19 protein-coding genes, 2 pseudogenes and 1 riboswitch are annotated in these 19,335 nt (G+C 68.9%); of the genes and pseudogenes, 12 read left to right on the top strand and 9 right to left on the bottom strand.

What is annotated here, in order from left to right; genetic code table 11:
• The 3 genes and pseudogenes from R1101_RS0104650 to R1101_RS25855 form a co-directional block, all read left to right on the top strand.
• Positions 1-276, top strand: a pseudogene (locus R1101_RS0104650) (hypothetical protein); the annotation flags it as partial.
• Between the two features lie 2 nt (positions 277-278).
• Positions 279-965 (top strand): TrmH family RNA methyltransferase, encoded by a 687-nt coding sequence (locus R1101_RS0104645; RefSeq protein ID WP_016932319.1) that lies wholly within the window; start codon positions 279-281, stop codon positions 963-965.
• A gap of 77 nt (positions 966-1,042) precedes the next feature.
• A pseudogene (locus R1101_RS25855) lies at positions 1,043-2,159 on the top strand (glycoside hydrolase family 76 protein).
• 100 nt (positions 2,160-2,259) lie between these two features.
• Here the strand turns inward: R1101_RS25855 and R1101_RS25850 are convergent.
• Positions 2,260-3,027, bottom strand: coding sequence for a VTT domain-containing protein (locus tag R1101_RS25850; RefSeq protein ID WP_016932317.1), 768 nt, complete (start codon positions 3,025-3,027; stop codon positions 2,260-2,262).
• Between the two features lie 137 nt (positions 3,028-3,164).
• Here R1101_RS25850 and fbaA point away from each other — a divergent pair, with 137 nt between their 5' ends.
• Positions 3,165-4,202: a class II fructose-bisphosphate aldolase gene (gene fbaA / locus R1101_RS0104630; RefSeq protein ID WP_016932316.1), complete on the top strand. Its 1,038-nt coding sequence runs from the start codon at positions 3,165-3,167 to the stop codon at positions 4,200-4,202.
• Positions 4,203-4,341: 139 nt separating this feature from the next.
• On the opposite strand, the gene R1101_RS0104625 is transcribed toward fbaA, so the two are convergent.
• Positions 4,342-5,346, bottom strand: a complete 1,005-nt coding sequence (locus R1101_RS0104625) for an Rv0361 family membrane protein (protein ID WP_026002875.1) — start codon at positions 5,344-5,346, stop codon at positions 4,342-4,344.
• A gap of 79 nt (positions 5,347-5,425) precedes the next feature.
• Here R1101_RS0104625 and R1101_RS0104620 point away from each other — a divergent pair, with 79 nt between their 5' ends.
• The 3 genes from R1101_RS0104620 to R1101_RS0104610 all read left to right on the top strand — a co-directional run bounded on the left by R1101_RS0104620 (position 5,426) and on the right by R1101_RS0104610 (position 8,044).
• Positions 5,426-5,842 (top strand): DUF3151 domain-containing protein, encoded by a 417-nt coding sequence (locus R1101_RS0104620; RefSeq protein ID WP_016932314.1) that lies wholly within the window; start codon positions 5,426-5,428, stop codon positions 5,840-5,842.
• A gap of 12 nt (positions 5,843-5,854) precedes the next feature.
• The gene (locus R1101_RS0104615; RefSeq protein ID WP_198420233.1) at positions 5,855-7,018 is read left to right on the top strand and encodes an FUSC family protein; all 1,164 of its coding nucleotides are present in this window, start codon (positions 5,855-5,857) and stop codon (positions 7,016-7,018) included.
• A gap of 96 nt (positions 7,019-7,114) precedes the next feature.
• A complete protein-coding gene (locus tag R1101_RS0104610; RefSeq protein WP_016932312.1) occupies positions 7,115-8,044 on the top strand; it encodes a cation diffusion facilitator family transporter in 930 nt (309 codons plus the stop codon).
• A gap of 1 nt (position 8,045) precedes the next feature.
• Here R1101_RS0104610 and R1101_RS0104605 read toward each other — a convergent pair whose 3' ends face one another.
• A complete protein-coding gene (locus R1101_RS0104605; RefSeq protein WP_016932311.1) occupies positions 8,046-8,594 on the bottom strand; it encodes a histidine phosphatase family protein in 549 nt (182 codons plus the stop codon).
• Positions 8,595-8,623: 29 nt separating this feature from the next.
• Positions 8,624-8,763: riboswitch (cobalamin riboswitch) on the top strand.
• 35 nt (positions 8,764-8,798) lie between these two features.
• On the opposite strand from R1101_RS0104605, the gene R1101_RS0104600 reads away from it, so the two are divergent.
• The 4 genes from R1101_RS0104600 to R1101_RS25845 are packed head-to-tail and all read left to right on the top strand — an operon-like array spanning position 8,799 to position 12,088.
• Positions 8,799-8,993 carry a CbtB domain-containing protein gene (locus R1101_RS0104600; protein ID WP_016932310.1) on the top strand — a complete coding sequence of 65 codons (195 nt, stop codon included), beginning with the start codon at positions 8,799-8,801 and terminating at the stop codon, positions 8,991-8,993.
• A gap of 14 nt (positions 8,994-9,007) precedes the next feature.
• Positions 9,008-9,778 (top strand): CbtA family protein, encoded by a 771-nt coding sequence (locus tag R1101_RS0104595; protein WP_016932309.1) that lies wholly within the window; start codon positions 9,008-9,010, stop codon positions 9,776-9,778.
• 4 nt (positions 9,779-9,782) lie between these two features.
• Entirely contained in the window at positions 9,783-11,261 is a 1,479-nt protein-coding gene (locus R1101_RS0104590) for a cobyric acid synthase (RefSeq protein ID WP_016932308.1), read from the top strand.
• Positions 11,258-12,088, top strand: a complete 831-nt coding sequence (locus tag R1101_RS25845; RefSeq protein ID WP_016932307.1) for a cobalt-precorrin-6A reductase — start codon at positions 11,258-11,260, stop codon at positions 12,086-12,088. The genes R1101_RS0104590 and R1101_RS25845 overlap by 4 nt, the downstream gene beginning before the upstream one ends.
• On the opposite strand, the gene R1101_RS0104580 is transcribed toward R1101_RS25845, so the two are convergent.
• The gene (locus R1101_RS0104580; protein ID WP_016932306.1) at positions 11,991-12,539 is read right to left on the bottom strand and encodes a hypothetical protein; all 549 of its coding nucleotides are present in this window, start codon (positions 12,537-12,539) and stop codon (positions 11,991-11,993) included. The two genes, R1101_RS25845 and R1101_RS0104580, sit on opposite strands and share 98 nt — an antisense overlap.
• Positions 12,540-12,638: 99 nt before the next feature.
• Positions 12,639-13,160, bottom strand: coding sequence for an Rv2732c family membrane protein (locus tag R1101_RS0104575; RefSeq protein WP_016932305.1), 522 nt, complete (start codon positions 13,158-13,160; stop codon positions 12,639-12,641).
• 102 nt (positions 13,161-13,262) lie between these two features.
• Between R1101_RS0104575 and R1101_RS0104570 the strand changes: the two genes are divergently transcribed.
• Positions 13,263-13,964: a haloacid dehalogenase type II gene (locus R1101_RS0104570; RefSeq protein ID WP_016932304.1), complete on the top strand. Its 702-nt coding sequence runs from the start codon at positions 13,263-13,265 to the stop codon at positions 13,962-13,964.
• A 60-nt stretch (positions 13,965-14,024) separates the two neighbouring features.
• On the opposite strand, the gene R1101_RS0104565 is transcribed toward R1101_RS0104570, so the two are convergent.
• The 4 genes from R1101_RS0104565 to R1101_RS0104550 all read right to left on the bottom strand — a co-directional run.
• Positions 14,025-14,945, bottom strand: a complete 921-nt coding sequence (locus tag R1101_RS0104565) for a cobalamin biosynthesis protein (protein WP_026002871.1) — start codon at positions 14,943-14,945, stop codon at positions 14,025-14,027.
• Positions 14,942-17,317: a cobyrinate a,c-diamide synthase gene (locus R1101_RS0104560; RefSeq protein WP_026002870.1), complete on the bottom strand. Its 2,376-nt coding sequence runs from the start codon at positions 17,315-17,317 to the stop codon at positions 14,942-14,944. The genes R1101_RS0104565 and R1101_RS0104560 overlap by 4 nt, the downstream gene beginning before the upstream one ends.
• On the bottom strand, positions 17,314-17,928 hold the full coding sequence (cobO, locus tag R1101_RS0104555) for a cob(I)yrinic acid a,c-diamide adenosyltransferase (protein WP_016932301.1): 615 nt from the start codon (positions 17,926-17,928) through the stop codon (positions 17,314-17,316). Before cobO ends, R1101_RS0104560 begins: the two co-directional genes overlap by 4 nt.
• Positions 17,928-19,335: VWA domain-containing protein (locus tag R1101_RS0104550; protein WP_016932300.1), on the bottom strand; the 1,408-nt coding region annotated here is incomplete at its 5' end. The genes R1101_RS0104550 and cobO, both read right to left, overlap by 1 nt.

Here is a 19,335-nt window from a genome sequence, read left to right as displayed (position 1 = left end):
GAAGGCCCCACCGATCCGATCCCGCCGCGCCCCGAGGACTGCATGGTCAACTGGGGACTCGGCATCCGCGTGCAGGACTCCGGCGAAGGGGAGTTCGTGTGCTCCGGTGGGCCGGTCTACCTCTCGCCCGACGGTGCGAGCCCCGCCCTGCCTCCGGGATCGTCGCTCTCGCAGCTCGGCTACACGTGTGCCGCCACCGCCGCCGACGTGACCTGCACCAACGACGCCACCGGTCACGGTTTCCGCGTCGCAGCGGGTTCGAACGAAACGTTCTGACGGTGACCGACACGCATTCCGGGCCGGCCGTCGAGGACGTGGCGGGACCCACCGAATGGGGTGAGCACCCGCACGGCGTCGGACCGTGGATCGAGGAGTTCGGCACCGAGCCGCCCACCGACCCGCGATACGACCCCGAGCTGCTCGCCCACGGCGACCGGCGCAACGTCGTCGACGCCTACCGCTACTGGACGCGTGAAGCGATCGTGGCGGACATCGACGGTCGTCGCCACCCGCTGCACGTCGCCATCGAGAACTTCGCCCACGACGCGAACATCGGCACGGTCGTCCGCACCGCCAACGCATTCGCCGTGGGCACCGTGCACATCGTCGGACGACGCCGATGGAACCGGCGCGGAGCGATGGTCACCGACCGCTACCAGCATCTGCTCCACCACTCCGATGTCGACGCCCTCGTCGCGTGGGCGGCCGAGCAGAACCTCGAGATCGTGGCCGTGGACAACACCCCGGGTTCGGTGCGGCTGGAGACGGCGACCCTGCCGCGCCGCTGCCTGCTGCTGTTCGGCCAGGAAGGCCCCGGTGTCACCGAGCAGGCCCGCGACGTGGCGTCGATGACCGTCTCGATCGCCCAGTTCGGCTCCACACGCTCGATCAACGCGGGTGTCGCCGCGGGCATCGCGATGCACGCGTGGATCCGGCAGCACGCCGATTTCTCGGACGCCTGGTAACACCCGGCCCGCATTCCGGGATGAAAGTCGCGCGGACCGTCGTCGGGGCGGCCGCAGGTCGGGCAGTGTGGAGGGTGATGAACACCGCAGCAGCAGTCTGGTCGGAACGGGCCGATGCCGCCGAGGGAGCGATCGTGTCGCGGCATGTCCGTCGGCTCTGGGCGTTGCCCGGCACCGCTCTCGGCGTGGTCGGATGGCCGGCCGTTCGTCGCGAACGACTGTTCTTGTCCTGGCACTACTGGTGGCAGGCGCACCTGATCGATACCGCCGTCGACGCTGCCGAGCGCGACGCCACCCCGCCGGCGTCGCCGCGTCGTGCGGCTCGCGCGCACCCACCGCCTCCGCAACATCACCGGCTGGACCAACAACTACTACGACGACATGGCGTGGCTCGGCCTGTCGCTCGAACGTGCCGAACGGCACCTCTACGTCGACCATCGCGGCGCGATCGCGACCCTCGTCGACGAGCTCGTCGACGCCTGGCAACCGGAGTGCGGCGGCGGCATCCCGTGGCGTCGGCGTGACAACTTCTTCAACGCCCCCGCGAACGGTCCGGCGGCGCTGCTGCTCGCCCGCACCGGCAAGGTCTACCGCGCGGAGGAGATGGCCGACTGGATCCACGACGTCCTGCTCGACCCCGAGACCGGTCTGGTCCTGGACGGCATCCGCGACGGCGTGCACGAACGCGCGACCTACAGCTACTGCCAGGGCGTGACGCTCGGCCTCGAGACCGAGCTGGCCCTGCAACTCGACGACCCCTGCCATCGGCGGAGGGTCCACGCGCTCGTCGCCGCGGTCGACGACCACCTCACCGAACGCAGTGTCGTCACCGGTGGGGGAGGCGGCGACGGGGGATTGTTCAACGGGATCCTGGCCCGCTACCTCGCGATGGTCGCCACCACGCTGCCCGTCGTCGACGGAGACGACGTCCGTGCCCGCACTGTCGCGGCACGGATCGTGCTGGCGTCGGCGGAGGCCGCCTGGGAGAACCGACTGCAGGTCGAGGAACTGCCGGTCTTCGGACGTGACTGGTCGCAGCAGGCACGGCTGCCCGGCCTCGGCACCTCGGTCGCGCGGTTCGCGGGCGGCACCGTCCGGGAGTCGGCCGTACCCGAGCGCGACATGTCCGTGCAGCTCGGTGGGTGGATGCTCATGGAAGCCGCCTACGCCGTCGCCGCGTCCCGGTCCCGATAGGGAAGAAGGTGGATTCCGGCCCGTTCGTTCGACGGGCGGGAATCCACCTTCCGAGGTGTGCGGACCGTTCCTACCTGGACCGTTCCTGGTCGGACTCGTCCTACTTGGACTCGAGCCGGTTGATCGGCATGGTCGCGTCGTCGACCTCGGCGACCGGCGCCCGGCCGTTCTTGGCCCGACGCGAGCTGAGCATGCGCTTGCCGACCTCGGTGATGATCGGGATGACCGAGACGAACACGATGCCCAGGAAGATGATGTCGATGTTGTCGGCGATGAAGCTGATCTGTCCCAGCAGGTAGCCGAGCAGCGTCACGCCGGCGCCCCACACGATGCCGCCGATGACGTTGTAGGTGATGAACACGCGGTAGGGCATCTTCGCGGCGCCCGCGACGAGCGGGGCGTAGGTACGCACGATCGGCACGAAACGTGCCAGGAAGATCATCGCGGGTCCGTGGCGCAGGAAGAAGCGGTGCGCCTCGTCGATGTAGTCCTGCTTGAAGAGCTTCGCATCCGGCTTGAACAGCCTGGTTCCGCCCTTCGCGCCGATGAGATAGCCGACCTGGTCGCCGAGGACCGCCGCGATCGGGATCGTCACCATGAGCACCCACAGCGGGGCGAACGGTTCGACCTCCGCCGACTTGGCCGCCGCGATCAGGCCCGCGGTGAACAGCAGCGAGTCGCCGGGCAGCAGCGGGAACAGCAGGCCGGATTCGATGAACACCACGAGCAGCAGCCCGATGAGCATCCAGGTCCCGAACGAATTGAGCAGATTGACAGGATCCAGAAACCCCGGTAGCAGGGCCAGATTGGTCACGGACTCCGAGGCTTCGAGCACAGTCACGCGGTCCAGGGTACCGGCGGCGTCCACCGCTCCCCGAATCCCGACACCCCCGGGACGGCCCGAGTATCGAGCGGGCGTGTCACTTGACATACTGCAAGGACAACCCGGGCACCCACCCTATCCCGGTGGGATGCCCATCGACTCTCATCTGGAGGACAGCCGCTGTGCCTATCGCGACTCCCGAGGTCTACGCCGAGATGCTGGCCCGCGCCAAGGAGCACTCCTTCGCGTTCCCGGCGATCAACTGCACCTCGTCCGAAACGATCAACGCCGCCATCAAGGGCTTCGCGGACGCCGGCAGCGACGGCATCATCCAGTTCTCGACCGGTGGCGCCGAGTTCGGCTCGGGCCTGGGTGTGAAGGACATGGTCACCGGTGCCGTCGCGCTCGCCGAGTTCGCGCACGTCGTCGCCGAGAAGTACGACGTGACCATCGCCCTCCATACCGACCACTGTCCGAAGGACAAGCTCGACGGCTTCGTCCGCCCGCTCATCGCGATCTCCCAGGAGCGTGTGAACAACGGACAGAACCCGCTGTTCCAGTCGCACATGTGGGACGGCTCGGCCGTTCCGATCGACGAGAACCTCGCGATCGCCCAGGAGCTCCTCGCTGCCGCCAAGGCCGCGAAGATCATCCTCGAGATCGAGATCGGTGTCGTCGGCGGTGAAGAGGACGGCGTCGAGAACGCCATCAACGACAAGCTCTACACCACGGTCGAGGACTTCGAGAAGACCGTCGACGCGCTCGGCGCCGGCGACAAGGGCCAGTACCTGCTCGCCGCGACCTTCGGCAACGTCCACGGCGTCTACAAGCCGGGCAATGTCAAGCTCAAGCCGTCCGTCCTCGCCGAGGGCCAGGCCGTCGCGTCGAAGAAGCTGGGTCTGCCGGCGGGCTCGAAGCCGTTCGACCTCGTCTTCCACGGCGGCTCGGGCTCACTGAAGTCGGAGATCGACGAGGCGCTCAGCTACGGCGTCGTGAAGATGAACGTCGACACCGACACGCAGTACGCGTTCACCCGCCCGATCGCGGCACACATGTTCAGCAACTACGACGGTGTGCTCAAGATCGACGGCGAGGTCGGCAACAAGAAGGTCTACGACCCGCGCAGCTACCTGAAGAAGGCCGAGGCGTCCATGACGCAGCGTGTCATCGAGGCCTGCAACGACCTCAAGTCGGCGGGACGCTCGGTCTCGGCCAAGTAGCACCCACCGCTACACGAAGGGCGCCGACGTTCTCGTCGGCGCCCTTCGTCGTCCGGTCGGTGTGCAGTTGTCGTCGCGACACGCCGAGCGCACTCGACGACTTCTGCGCGTTCGGCGCCGCCGTCGGTCGGGGCTGCCGTTATTCGCTGCAGACCTTCCACTGCTCGCCGTCGAGGGCGAGATCGAAGGTGCGGTCGGTGACATCGGACGGATTGTTCGCGGTGTGCGCGGTGACCTGGGCGATCGCGGTGCTGTCGGTGATCTGGATGCGATCGACGCTCGTCACCACCGGAATCTCGCCCTGCTCGACGGCGAGTCGATGGATGTCGCGGAAGTTCTGCGGTTCGACCGTCGCGTAGAAGTCGGAGAGCGCTCCGCAGGTCGACTTCTGCAAGGTCGCGAGGTCGCCCGATTCGAGTGCTCCGACGAAGGTGTCGATGCTCGAGCGGATGCGGCTCTCGGGGGAGTTGTCGGCGCGTTGCTGCACGAACACCACCACCGCGGCCACGGCGATCGCCACGACCACCAGCGCGGCTACCGCCCCGGCGGCTCCCAGCCACCGGCGGCGTCCCTTGTCGCGTGCGGGCGGGATGCGCGTGGGTGTGGGCTGGACCGCCACCCGGACAGGCTCGGGCTGCGCCGGCGGTTCCTCACCGCGCGGCGCGATGCGCTGCGGTGGCGCCTTGGGTACATGGTTGCGAACGGGGATCTGCACCGTCGGCGCATCGGCGACGTCGGGCGCGGGTTCGGGTTCGGGTTCGGGTTCGAGAGCCGGGCGGGACTCGACGGCCTCCCGCTCGACGACAGGCATCGCCACGGTCTCGTCCGTGGCGATGCTCTCGTTCGTGTCGCTCCCGTTCGTGTCTGCTGTCTCGTCCGCATCCGCATCCGCATCCGGGGGCGTGGCGTCGGCATCCGGCTTCCCGGTTTCGTCGGAGACGGGGGTTTCCGGCTCGTCGGCGGCTGCACGCCGATCTGCCGTGCCCACCACGACGGCCTCGGTCTGCCCGAGGCCCGCCACCTCCCGTTCCCCGGGGGAAATCGCCTTGTCGGCAGGCTCGTTCTCCGTATCCCCGTCCGGTGTTCCCACATCCGGGGTCGTCGAAGTCTTCTCGGGTGTCTCTTCGTTCTTCGGGTCCGACAACGTGCTGCACCTCGCTCGACGGCCTGCGGTTACCCGGGGACTCTATCGAGCCTTCGCGACGGGAGGGCAGAATGACTCCATGACGTCTTTCGGTGATCTTCTCGGACCTCAGCCCACCCTGCTCCCCGGCGACGACGACGCGGAGTCGGCCCTGCTGAACAACGAGGACCCGGCGAAGGTCGCAGCCGACCATCCCACCGCCTCGATTGCATGGGCGTACCTCGCCGAGGCCGCACTCGACCGTGGCGAGACGATCGCCGCCTACGCCTACGCACGCACCGGATACCATCGCGGTCTCGACCAGCTGCGTCGCAACGGCTGGAAGGGCTTCGGTCCCGTGCCCTACAGCCACGAACCCAACCGCGGCTTCCTCCGTTGCGTCGCCGTGCTCGCCCGGGCAGCGAAGACGATCGGCGAGACGGACGAACACGCCCGCTGCCTGGACCTGCTCGAGGACTGCGACCCGCGGGCAGCGGAAGCTCTGGGCGTCGAATAGACGCCGCCGTACATGTCTGTGGCCAACAGACTGTCCGTCGCGGCCAGACGCCGTCCCACCCGCCGAGGAGCCCGTAGGCGCCTGACCGACTCGTTCGAACGGCTGCGTTCGTCGGCGCTGCCGATCATCCAGTGCGCGCTGGCGGCGGGTCTGGCGTGGTGGGTGGCGAAGGATCTGGTCGGTCACGCCCAGCCCTTCTTCGCGCCCATCGCGGCAGTCGTCTCCCTGGGGCTCGGTCTCGGCGCCCGATTGCGGCGTTCCGTCGAACTGGTCTGCGGTGTGACCGTCGGGATCGGCGTGGGCGACCTGCTCGTCTCGCTGATCGGCAGCGGACCGTGGCAGATCGCGCTCGTCGTGACGATCGCGATGAGTACGGCGGTCGCGTTGAACAGCGGCCCGATCTTCGCGATGCAGGCCGGGAACTCCGCGGTGCTCGTAGCGACGCTGTTGCCGCCCGGTGGCACAGGGGGGCCCGATCGCATGGTCGACGCCCTGGTCGGGGGTCTCACGGGGATCGCGGTCGTCGCCATGATCCCCACCCATCCGGTGCGGCGTGCCCGGCGCAACGCCGCCGAGGTCCTCGCGACGGCGAGCGAAGTCCTGAGGAAGGTCGAGGCCGGGCTCGTCGAGAACAATCCGAAACCCATCGAGGACGCACTCAAGCAGGCGCGGGCCACCCAGCCCGCGATCGACACGATGCGCACCCACCTCAAGGGCGGACGGGAGATCAGCCGGATCTCGCCCCTCTACTGGAACAGTCGGGGCAGACTCGCGGTGCTCACCGCCGCAGCCGATCCCATCGACCACGCGATGCGCAACATCCGGGTGCTCGCGCGCCGGTCGCTGACCCTCGTCCGCGACGACGAGATCCTCGATCCGCGGCTCGTGCAGCGTTTCGTCGAGGTGGCCGATGCGGTGGACGTGCTCCGCGGGATGGTTCTGGCGGAGCCGGGGGAGCAGCCCGATCAGGCCGAGGCCGCGCGTGTGCTGCGCAGCATCGCCAAGAAGATGGATCCCGACCTCATCGCCGGGGCGGGGGTGTCGGCGACGGTGGTGTTCGCACAGATGAGGTCGTTGATCGTGGACTTGCTGCAGACCGCCGGACTCAAGCGGATCTCCGCGATCGCGACCCTTCCGCCCACCGTCGAACACCCGGCCTACGACCCGGACGAATAGGCCTCGGACAGGTCCTCCACCCACGCCGGGCACCTGGCGTTGAAACATATGCATATTCATGCATACGATGGCCCGAGGTTTCGGAGAGGGAGATCGATGGGTTCGGGTCACGGGCACTCACACGGCGTCGGCAATGGTCACGGTCACGGGGCCGGTCCCACGCGCGGCGTCATCCGGCGCATGGGTTTCGCGCTGGGCGTCCTCGGCGCGTTCTTCGTGCTCGAGGCGTTCGTCGGTGTCCTGATCGGATCTCTCGCGCTCCTCGCCGACGCGGGGCACATGCTCACCGACGTCGTCGGGGTGTCCATGGGCATGGTCGCCCTCGTTCTGGCCCGGCGTGGAAGTGCCGCCGCTTCGCGTACTTTCGGCTGGCACCGCGCCGAGGTCCTCACCGCGATGGTCAACGCAGTGCTGCTGCTCGGCGTCGCGGGATGGGTCTTCTACGAGGCGATCGACCGCATCGGGGACGCCCCCGAACTCCCCGGCTTCCCCATGATCGTCACCGCCCTCGCGGGACTCGCCGCGAACATCGTGGTGATGCTCATGCTCCGGGCCGACGCGAAGGACAGCATCGCGGTGCGTGGCGCCTACATGGAGGTGCTCGCCGACGCCGTCGGATCGGTCGGCGTCCTCATCGCAGGCGCACTCGTCATGATCTTCGGCTGGAGCCTCGCCGACGTCGTCGTCGGTGTGCTCATCTCCCTGTGGGTCGTGCCGCGCGCACTGCGACTGGCTGCCGAGTCGCTCCGGATTCTCACCCAGACCTCGCCCGCGCACCTCGACGTCGATCTCCTGCGCACCGACCTGCTCGCGCTGCCCGGCGTGTGCGGCGTGCACGACCTGCACGTGTGGACGCTGACCACCGGCATGGACGTCGCCACCGTGCATCTCGTCAGCGACCACGACCCGCAGTGGATCCTCGACTCGGCGCGCACCGCGCTGTCGTCGCACGGGCTCGAGCACGCAACCGTCCAGGTGGAGTCGACGGTCGACGGGAAGCAGTGCGAGAAGGACGTGACGTGGTAGCTCACCGCGGGAATCGGTTCGGCCGCAACGTCCACCGGCCCGGTCGGCCGTGCAACCGGACGACGTCCAGCGGCCGCACGTCGACCCGCCAGAACGCGGCCGCCGGAGCGTCGAGAGCGCACACCGTCGCGGCCCGGACGACCGCGGGGTGGGTCACCGCTGCGACACGTTCGTAGCCGTCGCCCTGTGCCGCCAGCCAGGTGCAGACCCGGCCGAGCAGGTCTTCCACGGATTCGCCGCCGTGCGGTGCTGCCGCCGGATCGGTCAGCCACTCCTCCAACTCGCTCTCGGGTACGTCGTCCATCGCAGATCCGGCCCACGTGCCGTAGTCGAGCTCGCGTAGGGCGGGGTCGATCTCGGCGGGGAACCCGAAGGTGTGGACGGTGTCGACCGTGCGTCGCTCCGGTGCACACACCCACCGGTCGACGACCGGTGCGGAGGCGCGCTCGAGTTCGCGTCGGCCTCTGTCCGAGATCGGCTCGTCGCAGGGGAATCGGGCCTGTTCCGTCGCACAGGTGGATGCATGTGCGACGAGAAACAATCGGGGCACGGCAGATATGTCCTTTCCGCTTGACATCGCCGACCGGGCGGTGCGAAGGTTCGTCGGTAACGATGTGCCGAGGTGTAGGCAATCCGGTGGGAAACCGGAGCGGTCGCGCCACTGTAACCGGAGAACACGAGATCTTCGGAAGCCAGAAAACTCCCGCGGCGCATGACGGAATCGAATGGGACGCGAAATCCCTGGAGGATTGTCATGGCTGTTGTCCATACACCCGGCGAGTCGCTCGGCTCTGCCGCACTCGCAGTGGCTCTCGCCGCAGTGATCGTGGCGGCATTTCTCGTTCTCTATCTGGTCGGATTCGATCAGGGCGCGATCTCGCGCACCGGCATGTTCATGCACGAACTGATGCACGACGGCCGGCACCTGCTCGGTCTTCCGTGCCATTGAGAACGGGAATCGCGATGCCCGGAACCTACACCCGGTTGTTACTGAGAGGGCTGCTCGCCGGACTCGTCGCGGGTCTGCTCGCGGGCGGTGTCGCCTTCGTCGTCGGCGAACCTCACATCGAATCGGCGATCGCGCTCGAAGAGGCTGCAGGCGAAGCGCATTCGCACGATCACGATCATGCGACGGCCGCGGGCGAATCCCACGGTCACAGTCACGGCGACGATGCGCTCGTCGGCCGTACCGGCCAGAAGGTGGGGTTGTTCCTCGCGACCGGTCTGGCGGGTCTCGCGCTCGGTGCCCTCTACGCGTCGGTGCTGCACTTCGCGCGCCGTCTCACCGATATGCCGGGCTGGAAGCTCGGGCTGGTCGGTGCGGCCGGGGCGTGGCTGGCGATCGAAGCGGTTCCGTTCCTGAAGTATCCGGCCAACCCGCCGGCCGTCGGCGATCCCGCCACGATCGATCAGCGCACACTGCTGTGGCTCGCCTCGGTGGTCCTCGGACTCGTCGCGATCGCCGTTGCCGTGGCGGTGGCCAAGGCACTCGCCACCCAGGATCTGCACACCGTCCGCATCGCCGGTCCCGCAGTCGCATTCCTCGTCGTGGTTGGCCTGGGATATCTCGCGTTGCCGAGCGTCGACGAGGTCGGGGAAGGCTTCCCCGCAACGCTGCTGTGGGAGTTCCGGGTGGCGTCGTTCACCGTGCAGCTCACTCTGTGGACGACGCTGGGCGTGGTCTTCGCCTACCTCACCGAACGCGCCTCCCGTCGCGTGCCGATTCCGGCCTGACCGCATGGGTTCAGGTCTGCTCGTCGCCGGAACGACTTCGGATGCAGGGAAATCCGTTGTCGTCACCGGGATCTGCCGATCCTTGTTGCGGCGCGGCCTGAAGGTCGCGCCGTTCAAGGCGCAGAACATGTCGAACAACTCGATGGTGACGAACGAGGGCGCGGAGATCGGTCGCGCTCAGTGGATCCAGGCGGTGGCCGCACGCGCGATTCCGGAGGCCGCGATGAACCCGGTGCTGCTCAAGCCCGGTAGCGACCGGCGCAGCCACGTCGTCGTGCTCGGCCGGCCGGCCGGTGTGCTGGAAGCGGGCGAATTCGCCGGTGGTCGACGGCATCTCGCCGAGGCGGCGTTCGGCGCGTTCGACGATCTCCGCGACCGGTTCGACGTGGTGGTGTGCGAAGGTGCCGGTAGCGCGGCGGAGATCAACCTGCGTGCCCACGACTACGTGAACATGGGACTGGCGCGGCATGGTTCGATGCCCACCGTCGTCGTCGGCGATATCGACCGCGGTGGTGTGTTCGCATCGATGTACGGGACGCTGGCTCTGCTCGACGCCGCGGATCAACAGTTGGTCCGCGGCTTCGTGATCAACAAGTTCCGTGGCGACGTCTCGCTTCTGAAGCCCGGGCTGGATTCGCTCGAACATTTCACCGGCCGCCCGGTAGTGGGTGTGCTGCCGTGGCAGCGCGACCTGTGGCTCGACTCCGAGGACTCGCTCGCCCTCACCTCCCGTCCCGCGCACGACGGCGACGGCGCCGTGACCATCGGTGTCGTGATGCTGCCGCGCGTCAGCAATTTCACGGACGTCGACGCGTTGTGCCTGGAGCCGGATGTGCGGGTTCGTTTCGTCGACGATCCCCGGGCGCTCGCCGGAGCCGATGTGGTGATCGTGCCCGGAACCCGCGCGACCCTGGCGGATCTCGCGTGGCTTCGTTCGCGGGGTCTCGACACCGCCATCGTGGAACACGCGAACCGGGGTTACCCGGTCCTCGGTATCTGCGGGGGATTCCAGATGCTCGGTACGCACATCGACGACCCGCACGGTGTCGAAGGTGTGCCCGGCGCGAACGCGGCGGGCCTCGGACTGCTCCCGGTGCGTACCACGTTCGGCCCGGCCAAGGTTCTGCGGTTACCCCGGGGTTCGGCGTTGGATGCGGCTGCCTCCGGATACGAGATCCATCACGGACGCATCACCGTCGACGGCGGCACGGACTTCCTCGGTGGCGTCCGGGTGGGTTCTGTGTTCGGCACCATGTGGCACGGTGCCCTCGAAGGGGACGCTCTGCGGTGGGCGTGGCTGCACGAGGTCGCCGCGGCGGTGGGTCGCGAGATCCGTACCGGCGAGGTGAGTTTCCCGGCTGCACGCGAGTCCCGCATCGAGGCACTCGCCGACCTCGTCGACGAACACCTCGACATGGATGCCCTGCTCGACATGCTGTCCGACGAGCGGACCCTGCCGGTACTGACGGGAACTCTGCGGTGACGGTCCTGATCCTGGGTGGAACCGGTGAAGCACGTGCGCTCGCCGCCGCTCTGGACGACGACGCGATCGAGTTCGAGTCCTCGCTCGCGGGCCGGGTCCGCAACCCGCGCCTGCCCGTCGGCCCGGTACGCATCGGAGGGTTCGGTGGCGCCGAGGGCCTCGCCCGGTACCTGAGCGAGCGCGGTATCCGGGCCGTCGTCGACGCCACCCATCCGTTCGCTGCCGGCATCAGTGCGAACGCCGCTGCGGCATGCACCGTCGCACACGTGCCGTTGCTGCGTCTGCAGAGACCCGGCTGGCACGATCGGCACGGTCGGTGGACGTGGGTCGACGACCACCGCGCCGCGGCCCGTAGCGCCGCGACCGGCCGGCGGATCTTCCTCAGTACGGGACGGCAGACGCTCGACCGCTTCGTCGGACCGCTCGCTGCACACGATGTGCTCGTCCGCGTCGTCGACCCCGTGACGACCGACGTGCCGCCGAGTTGGTCGGTGCTGCTCGGGCGCGGTCCCTACACCAGGGACGATGAACGGAAGCTTCTGCTCGACAACAGGATCGACACGCTCGTCACGAAAGACTCGGGTGGTTCGTTCACCCGCGGCAAACTCGACGCGGCGGACGAGCTGGGCGTGCGCGTGATCGTCGTGCGCCGGCCTGCCGCGCCCCGCGGGGTCGCCACGGTGGATTCCGTGACGACGGCGCGGGACTGGGTTCTCCGAGTCTCGGAGGTCAGACCTGCGGACCTTCGGAACGCAGATCGTCGACCTTCTTCATCGCTTCCCGCAATTCCTGGAGCCACTGCTCCGAGTGCCGACCTACGAGCCTGACGGTCCACTTCAGTGCGTCGGAACGGGACCGTGCGACCCCCGCGTCGACGAGGGTGTCGAGTACCTTCCGCTCGGGTTGGCGCAGCCGCGTCATGACCGGGACGGCGAGGTGGGTGAACAGGGCGGTGCGGTCGCCGATCTTCACCCCCCAGGCCACCTTGCGGCCGTAGCGGGCCTCGGCCTCGTCGGCGATGCGCATCCGGTCGGCGCGTGTGGTCTCGCGGAACCGAGCGATGCGCCCGTCGATCTCGGTGTCGCTCGCGCCGTCGGGTACCCCGAGGGGGCCGACGACGAAGATTTCCTCCCTGTCGATCTCGATGTCGGGCTGTCCGGTGAACCAGTCGTCGGGGAGCCTGCCGGCGAACCACTCGGCGGCATCGCTCGCGTCGGGGACGTCGGCCTGCTGCCAACCGCCTGTTCGTCCGAATCCGTGGATGTGTGAATGTCGCATGATGTCCTCCCGGGGACGCGACCGGGGTGTGTGTTGCACTGATTACAGTGTTGCACCACAAGTGTGACGCGCGCCACTGCGGAGTTCCTGGACGCGAGATCAGTGGCCCTGCCGGGGTGTCAGAACTCCGGCCGTGATCGGAGGATCACTCCGCAGAGGAGCGGTGGAGAGTACGACAGGCAGCCACACCGCAGTGGAGGCGATCACGGCGCCCCAGCACAGGTACAGGCCCACGTGCGGTGCGTGCGGGGTGTGGGCGACCATCCCGGCCTGCGACCAGACGGCGAACAGTCCCACCATCGACGCCGCGCCCGAACCGAGCATCGCGATCGCCGCGGCGCCCCAGCGACGACGGAGCAACGCGACGAGCGGTACGAGGATGCCGAACACCACCACGAAAGCGTCGAAGATCCGCACCGGCAGAGCGACGGAGTCCGAATCCCAGCGCACGAGGGTCGTCAGAGACGTCACGGACGTGGCCTGCGGAAGCAGCAGACCTACCACCAGCAGCGCGACACATCCCGCCAGGATCCGGACGCGTGAGCGTCCGACGGTCACCTCACCGGCGACGCGGCGTTCGATGCGATCGAGATCGTGACGGAATTCGGCCAGGTCGTCCATGGTGTACCCCCGAAGGCGGCGACGCTTCGGTCCCAGTATGCGACGCGGGTCACACCGGCGTGGGGTCTTCGGCGGGCTCGTTTCGGGAGGACGTGACCGGGCATGCTCCGGAGCGTGAGCCGATACGACGCGTACATCTTCGACGTGCAGGGCACCCTGATGGACTTCTACACCCCGGTCGCCCGCGCGGTGGCCGATGCCCTCGGACCGGATGCCGATCCGGCGACCGTGGGCGACCTGGTCCGGGCCTGGAGGAAGGACTACTACGAGCGCATCCTCCGTCTCGACCAGTCGGTGGAGAACTGGTATCGCGTGCAGGACTCCTACGTCGACGGACTCGGCGACGTGTGTGAGCAGTTCGGGATCGACCTTCCGGACGATGTGCGTATCGAGACGGCACGGGCATGGCAGCGCCTCGAAGCGTGGCCGGACGTGCGACCCGGACTGAAGGAACTCCGTTCGCGGGCCGTCGTGGCGACCCTGTCGAACACCGATATGGCCACGATGGTGACACTCTTCCGCGACCGGCAACTCGAGGCCGACGTCATCCTCACGGCCGAGCTGTTCGGCGCCTTCAAACCCGAACGCTTCCTCTACGAACGCACCTGCCGTTATCTGGGAGTCGATCCGTCCCGCGCGGCGATGGTCGCCTCACATCCCTACGACCTCCGCGCCGCCCGCGAGGTCGGTCTGAACACCGTCTTCGTGTACCGGCCGCTCGAGAACGGACGCCTCGAGGACGCGGTCGACGACATCGACGGCGAATTCGACCATCGCATCGACGACCTGCGCCACGTGCCGTGACACCTGTGTCCTCGGGCGGGAAACCACCGACAGGGGCCGGGGCGAAGGGTCGGGAAGGAATTATCGACGGCACACGAGCACGACGGCGACCGCCGTCATCAGGGCGCCGATTCCCACCTTCGAGGCGAGCCGAGCGGTCCGGCCGATATCGCTCGGCGACGGCGCGGGTCCGTCGCCGAGCGTGCCGCGGTCCTCGACCACTCCGTGATAGACGTTCGCGCCGCCGAGCCTGATGCCGAGAGCGCCGGCGAACGCCGCCTCGACCGGGCCGGCGTTCGGACTCGGATGCTGGTGCGCGTCCCGCCGCCACGCACCGATCGCACCCCGAGAGTCGTCCCCCAGCGCCGCGGCCAGCAGAGCCGTCAGCCGCGCCGGGGCAAGGTTGAGCAGGTCGTCGAACCGCGCCGAGGCCCATCCGAACCGTTCGAGTCGCGGCGTGCGGTGGCCGACACGCGCGTCGAGGGTGTTCGCGGCCCGGTAGCCGAGCAGGCCGGCGGGACCGAGGATCGCGCCCCACCACAGCGGCGCGACGACGGCGTCGGAGGTGTTCTCGGCAACCGACTCGATCGTGGCGCGGGCGATCCCGTTCTCGTCGAGCCGGGACGGGTCGCGACCCACCAGGTGGGTCACCTGCCGCCGCGCCGCGGCGAGATCACCCTCGCGCAACTGGGCATCGATCGTCCGGGCCTCGTGCCCGAGCGAACGGCCCCCGAGCACGATCCAGGTCGCGAGCGCGGTGACCGCGCTCGACAGCACCGGGCGACGGCGGGTCGCGCGGTCGGCGACGTACCCCACCGCTCCGGCGGAACCCACCAGCACCGAGGTGAACACCACCCCGGAGGCACGGTTGTCGGCATAGAGCCGGCTCTCGGTGGCGCGCGCCAACGTCCCGAAGCCGCTCACGGGATGCCACCGCTGCGGATCCCCGAAGACCTGGTCGGCGGCGTAACCGAGCACCAGCCCGAGGGCCCTGTGTTTCACAGGATCGTTCTCCACGCCTCGACGAGCGCCCCCGTGGTAGCGGCATCACGCACCGCGATGCGCACCCACTCGTCTCCGAGACCGGGGAAGGTATCGCCGCGACGCAGCGCGAAGCCCTTCTCCCGCAGCTTCTCCCGAGTCCCCTCGGGTACCTCCGCCAACACGAACGGGGCCGTAGCGGCCGGGACCACGCGGATCCCGAGACCGGAGAGCGCGTCGACGAGAACCGCCCTGTCGGCGACGATCTCCCGGGCGATCACGGCGGTCTCGCGTGCCGCCTCGTCGGACGCACACGCGATCATCGCGGCCGCGGCGGGAGTCGACACCGACCAGGGTGGTTGCTGCACAGCGAGATCCGCGACCACCTCGCGGTCGCCGACGACATATCCGGCGCGCAGGCCCGGGATCGCCCAGGTCTTGGTGAGCGACCGCAACACCACGAGCCCCGGAACGGGCCGGTCCGTCAGCGAGTCCGTCTCGCCCGGAACGGCGTCCATGAACGCCTCGTCGACGACGACGACCCGTCCCGGTCGCACCAGTGCCAGGAGCGTGCCGGACGGATGCAGCACCGAGGTGGGATTGGTGGGATTGCCGACGACGACCAGGTCGGCGTCCTCCGGAACCGCAGCCGGATCGAGGACGAACCCGTCCTCGCGGCGCAGCACGACCCGCGTGACGCGATGCCCGGCCACCCGCAGTGCCGCTTCCGGTTCGGTGAACTGCGGGTGCACCACCACCGGTTTCCGCCATGCTCGCGCCCTGGCGATCAGCGTGAACGCCTCGGCGCCTCCGGCCGTCGGGAGAACCTCGTCGAGGCTGCGGCCATGGCGGACGGAGAGGGCGGCGCGGGCGTCGCTCGGGTCGGGATAACGATCGAGACGGTCCAGTGAGGAACGCAGGGCGTCGCCGAGCCAGGCCGGTCGTGGCCGGCGCGAGACGTTGACGGCCAGGTCGACCAGGCCTTCGGTCGCGTCGCGGTCGCCGTGATGGTGCAGGTCGGGTTCGTGTATTCGACGACGTGCCGGTGCGGAGACGGGTTCGGGCGCGGGTTCCGCTGCCCGTGCGGCGTCCGCGAATCGTCGTGCGAGCTCGGGATGGCCGGCCCAGTGCGTGTGCAGATACGACGCGTGCACGGTCGCGGTCGCGACGCCGTCCGGCCGGCCGTCGAGCAGCCACGCCGGGGACGCGCCGGAATCGATCACGGTGCGGTGGAATTCGTGGCCGGTGACGCGGCTGCCGGCAGGAGCGAGAAGAGTGTCCTGCGGGGCGATCGCCGTGCGGTAGCCGAGTGTCAGGCGCGGTGTCATCCGCGCCGAGGTGTCGAGCGCGCCCACCATCTCGTGCCCGTCGACGTCACGACCGAGATAGAGCAGACCGGCACATTCGGCGACGGTCGGAACCCTCGCCGCGATCGCGGCGCGCAGGTGCGCGCGTAGAGGCGCGTTCGCGGCGAGGTCGGCGGCATGTACCTCGGGGAAGCCACCACCGAGATAGATGCCTGCGGTGCCGGCGGGAAGCCGTTCGTCACGGAGCGGGTCGAATGCCACGGGCCGGCATCCGTGGGCTCGCAGCAGTTCCTCGGTCTCGGTGTACCGGAAGGTGAAGGCCCGGCCACCGGCGACGGCGATCACCGGTCCGTCCTCCGCGGAGGATCCCGGATCCCAGGCCGTGGCGGAAAGGTCCGGTGCCATCGAGGCGATACCGACGATCTCACCGAGGTCGATGTGCTCGGCGATCTGCGCCGCGAGCCGATCGACCTGCGCTGTCGCCTCGCCGCGTTCCTCGGCCGGCACGAGTCCGAGATGCCGTGAAGGGACGGTGATGCCGTCGTCGCGGCCGAGGACTCCGAGGACCGGGATGCCGGTCGGTTCGAGAGCGCGGATCACCTCGTCCGAATGTCGGCGGGATCCGGCCTTGTTCAGGATCACACCGGCGATCCGGGTGCCGCGATCGTAGGACGCCATGCCGTGCACGATCGCCGCGATCGACCGGGAGGCGTGCGAGACGTCGACGACGAGGATCACCGGCGCGGACAGCAGAGCCGCGGTATGGGCGGTGGACGCGTACCCGTCGGTGCCGATCATCCCGTCGTACAACCCCATGACGCCTTCGATCACGGCGATGTCCGCGTCGGCGGCGCCGTGCAGGAAGAGGGGGGCGACGAGGTCTTCACCGACGAGGTGCGGGTCGAGATTGCGACCGGGCCGCCCGGTGGCGAGCGAGTGGTAACCGGGATCGATGTAGTCGGGACCGATCTTGTGGCCCGACACGATGTGTCCGGCCCGTCGCAGAGCAGCCATGAGACCGGTGGCGACAGTCGTCTTGCCGTGCCCGGATGCGGGTGCGGCGACGACCACACGTGGAACTCTCACCACTCGATCCCTCGCTGGCCCTTCTGCCCCGCGTCCATCGGATGCTTCACCTTCGTCATCTCCGTCACGAGGTCGGCGACCTCGACGAGCTTCGGATGGGCCCGGCGACCCGTGATCATCACGTGCTGGCGCCCCGGTCGCGAGGTCAACGTCTCGACGACCTCGTCGATATCGATCCAGCCCCAGTCGATCGGATACGTGAACTCGTCCAGCACGTACAACCCGTGCTGTTCCGCGGCGAGACGTCGCTGGATCTCGCGCCACCCGGCGAGCGCATCGGCGGCGTGATCCTCCTCGGTGCCCTCCTTACGCGACCACGACCAGCCCGACCCCATCTTGTGCCACTCGATGGGACCGCCGGTACCCCGCTCGTCGTGCAGGCCGGCGAGAGTCTCGAAGGCCGTCTGCTCGCCGAGCCGCCACTTGGCGGACTTGACGAACTGGAAGACGGCGACCGACCATCCCTGGTTCCATCCCCGCAGAGCGAGACCGAAAGCCGCTGTCGACTTTCCTTTTCCGTCACCGGTGTTGACCATCAGCAGAGGCCGGTTGCGACGCTGGCGGGTGGTGAGACCGTCGTCGGGCACGACGGTGGGTTGTCCCTGGGGCATCAGGCAGCCCTTTCCCTGACGATTCCGGCAAGTGCGTCGGCGTCCACCTCACCGACGGGTACGTACTCGGCACCGAGACGCTCGGCCAGACGCATCGCGAGCCCCATCCGGAACCGGCCGGTCTCGGAGTCCACGACGACCGACGAGATTCCCTGAGCGGCAATCACGTCCGCGGCCTCGAGCGAACGACGGACGGCATCGGGGCCGGCGGTGGCGCGACCGTCGGTGACCACGACGAGAAGCGTGCGGCGATCGGGATCGCGCAGCGAATGGCGCCGCACGGTCTCGGCCGCCTCGGTCAGGCCCTCGGCCAGCGGCGTGCGTCCGCCGGCGGGGAGTTCCTGCAGGCGCGCGGCGGCCACGTCCACCGAATTCGTCGGCGGCAGCACGACCGTCGCTCCGGTGCCGCGGAAGGTCACGAGACCGACGGTGTCGCGGCGACGGTAGGCATCGAGCAGCAACGACAGGACTGCCGTCTTGACCTGGACCATGCGATTGCGTGCCGCCATCGAGCCGGAGGCATCGACGCACAGGAGCACCAGATTGGCCTCGCGGCCCTCGACGATCTTCCGGCGGAGCTGCCAACCGTCCCTGTCGGCGAACGCCGTGGTGCGAATCGTTGCAGGCAGGTGGACGGGACCGGAATCGCCGCGGCGGCTGCCCACGGTGCGGCCGATCGTGGTGACCGCTCGTGACCGGCGACCGGCCGCACCGCGTCCGACCCGGTCGACGGAGAACACCCTGGTGCGATACGGATCCGATGCCGACGACAGCGTGGAGGACGATCGGCCGGCCGAGTCGGAGGGCACATCGCCCGCAGTCTCGTCGGGTGCGCTCTCACCGCCACCGGGATCGTCGGGGCCCGGATCGGGATCCGGGTCGGTGTCGTCCTCGCCCAGCAGTTCGTCGAGTAGATCCTCGCTGCTCGTGGGTGCATCGAAGGGATTGCGCCGCCGCCGATGCGGCAATGCCAGCCGCGCCGCTGCCGCGATGTCCTCGCGCGTCACTTCGGTACGCCCGTGCCACGCCGCGTGTGCGATCGCGGTGCGAGCGGTGACGAGGTCGGCGCGCATGCCGTCCACGTCGAAGGCCGCGCACACCTCGGCGATCGAGACCAGCGCGTCGTCGCTCAGCACGACCTGCGGGACGAGTTCGCGTGCGGCGACGATGCTTCGTGACCATTCGGCGTCCCGATCCGCCCACCGGGCGGTGAATCCGGCGGGATCGGCGTCGAAGGCCATTCGCCGCCGCACGATCTCGGCACGTACCTGTGGGTCGCGGGGCGCGGCCACGTCGACGGCGAGCCCGAAACGGTCGAGGAGTTGCGGACGCAGTTCGCCTTCTTCGGGATTCATCGTTCCGACCAGCACGAACCGGGAAGCGTGTTCGACGGACACACCGTCACGT

Origin of the sequence: Rhodococcus sp. R1101 (assembly GCF_000278445.1) — a bacterium.
GTDB lineage: Bacteria > Actinomycetota > Actinomycetes > Mycobacteriales > Mycobacteriaceae > Rhodococcus > Rhodococcus gordoniae.
This window is presented reverse-complemented; position numbering and strand designations above follow the sequence as displayed.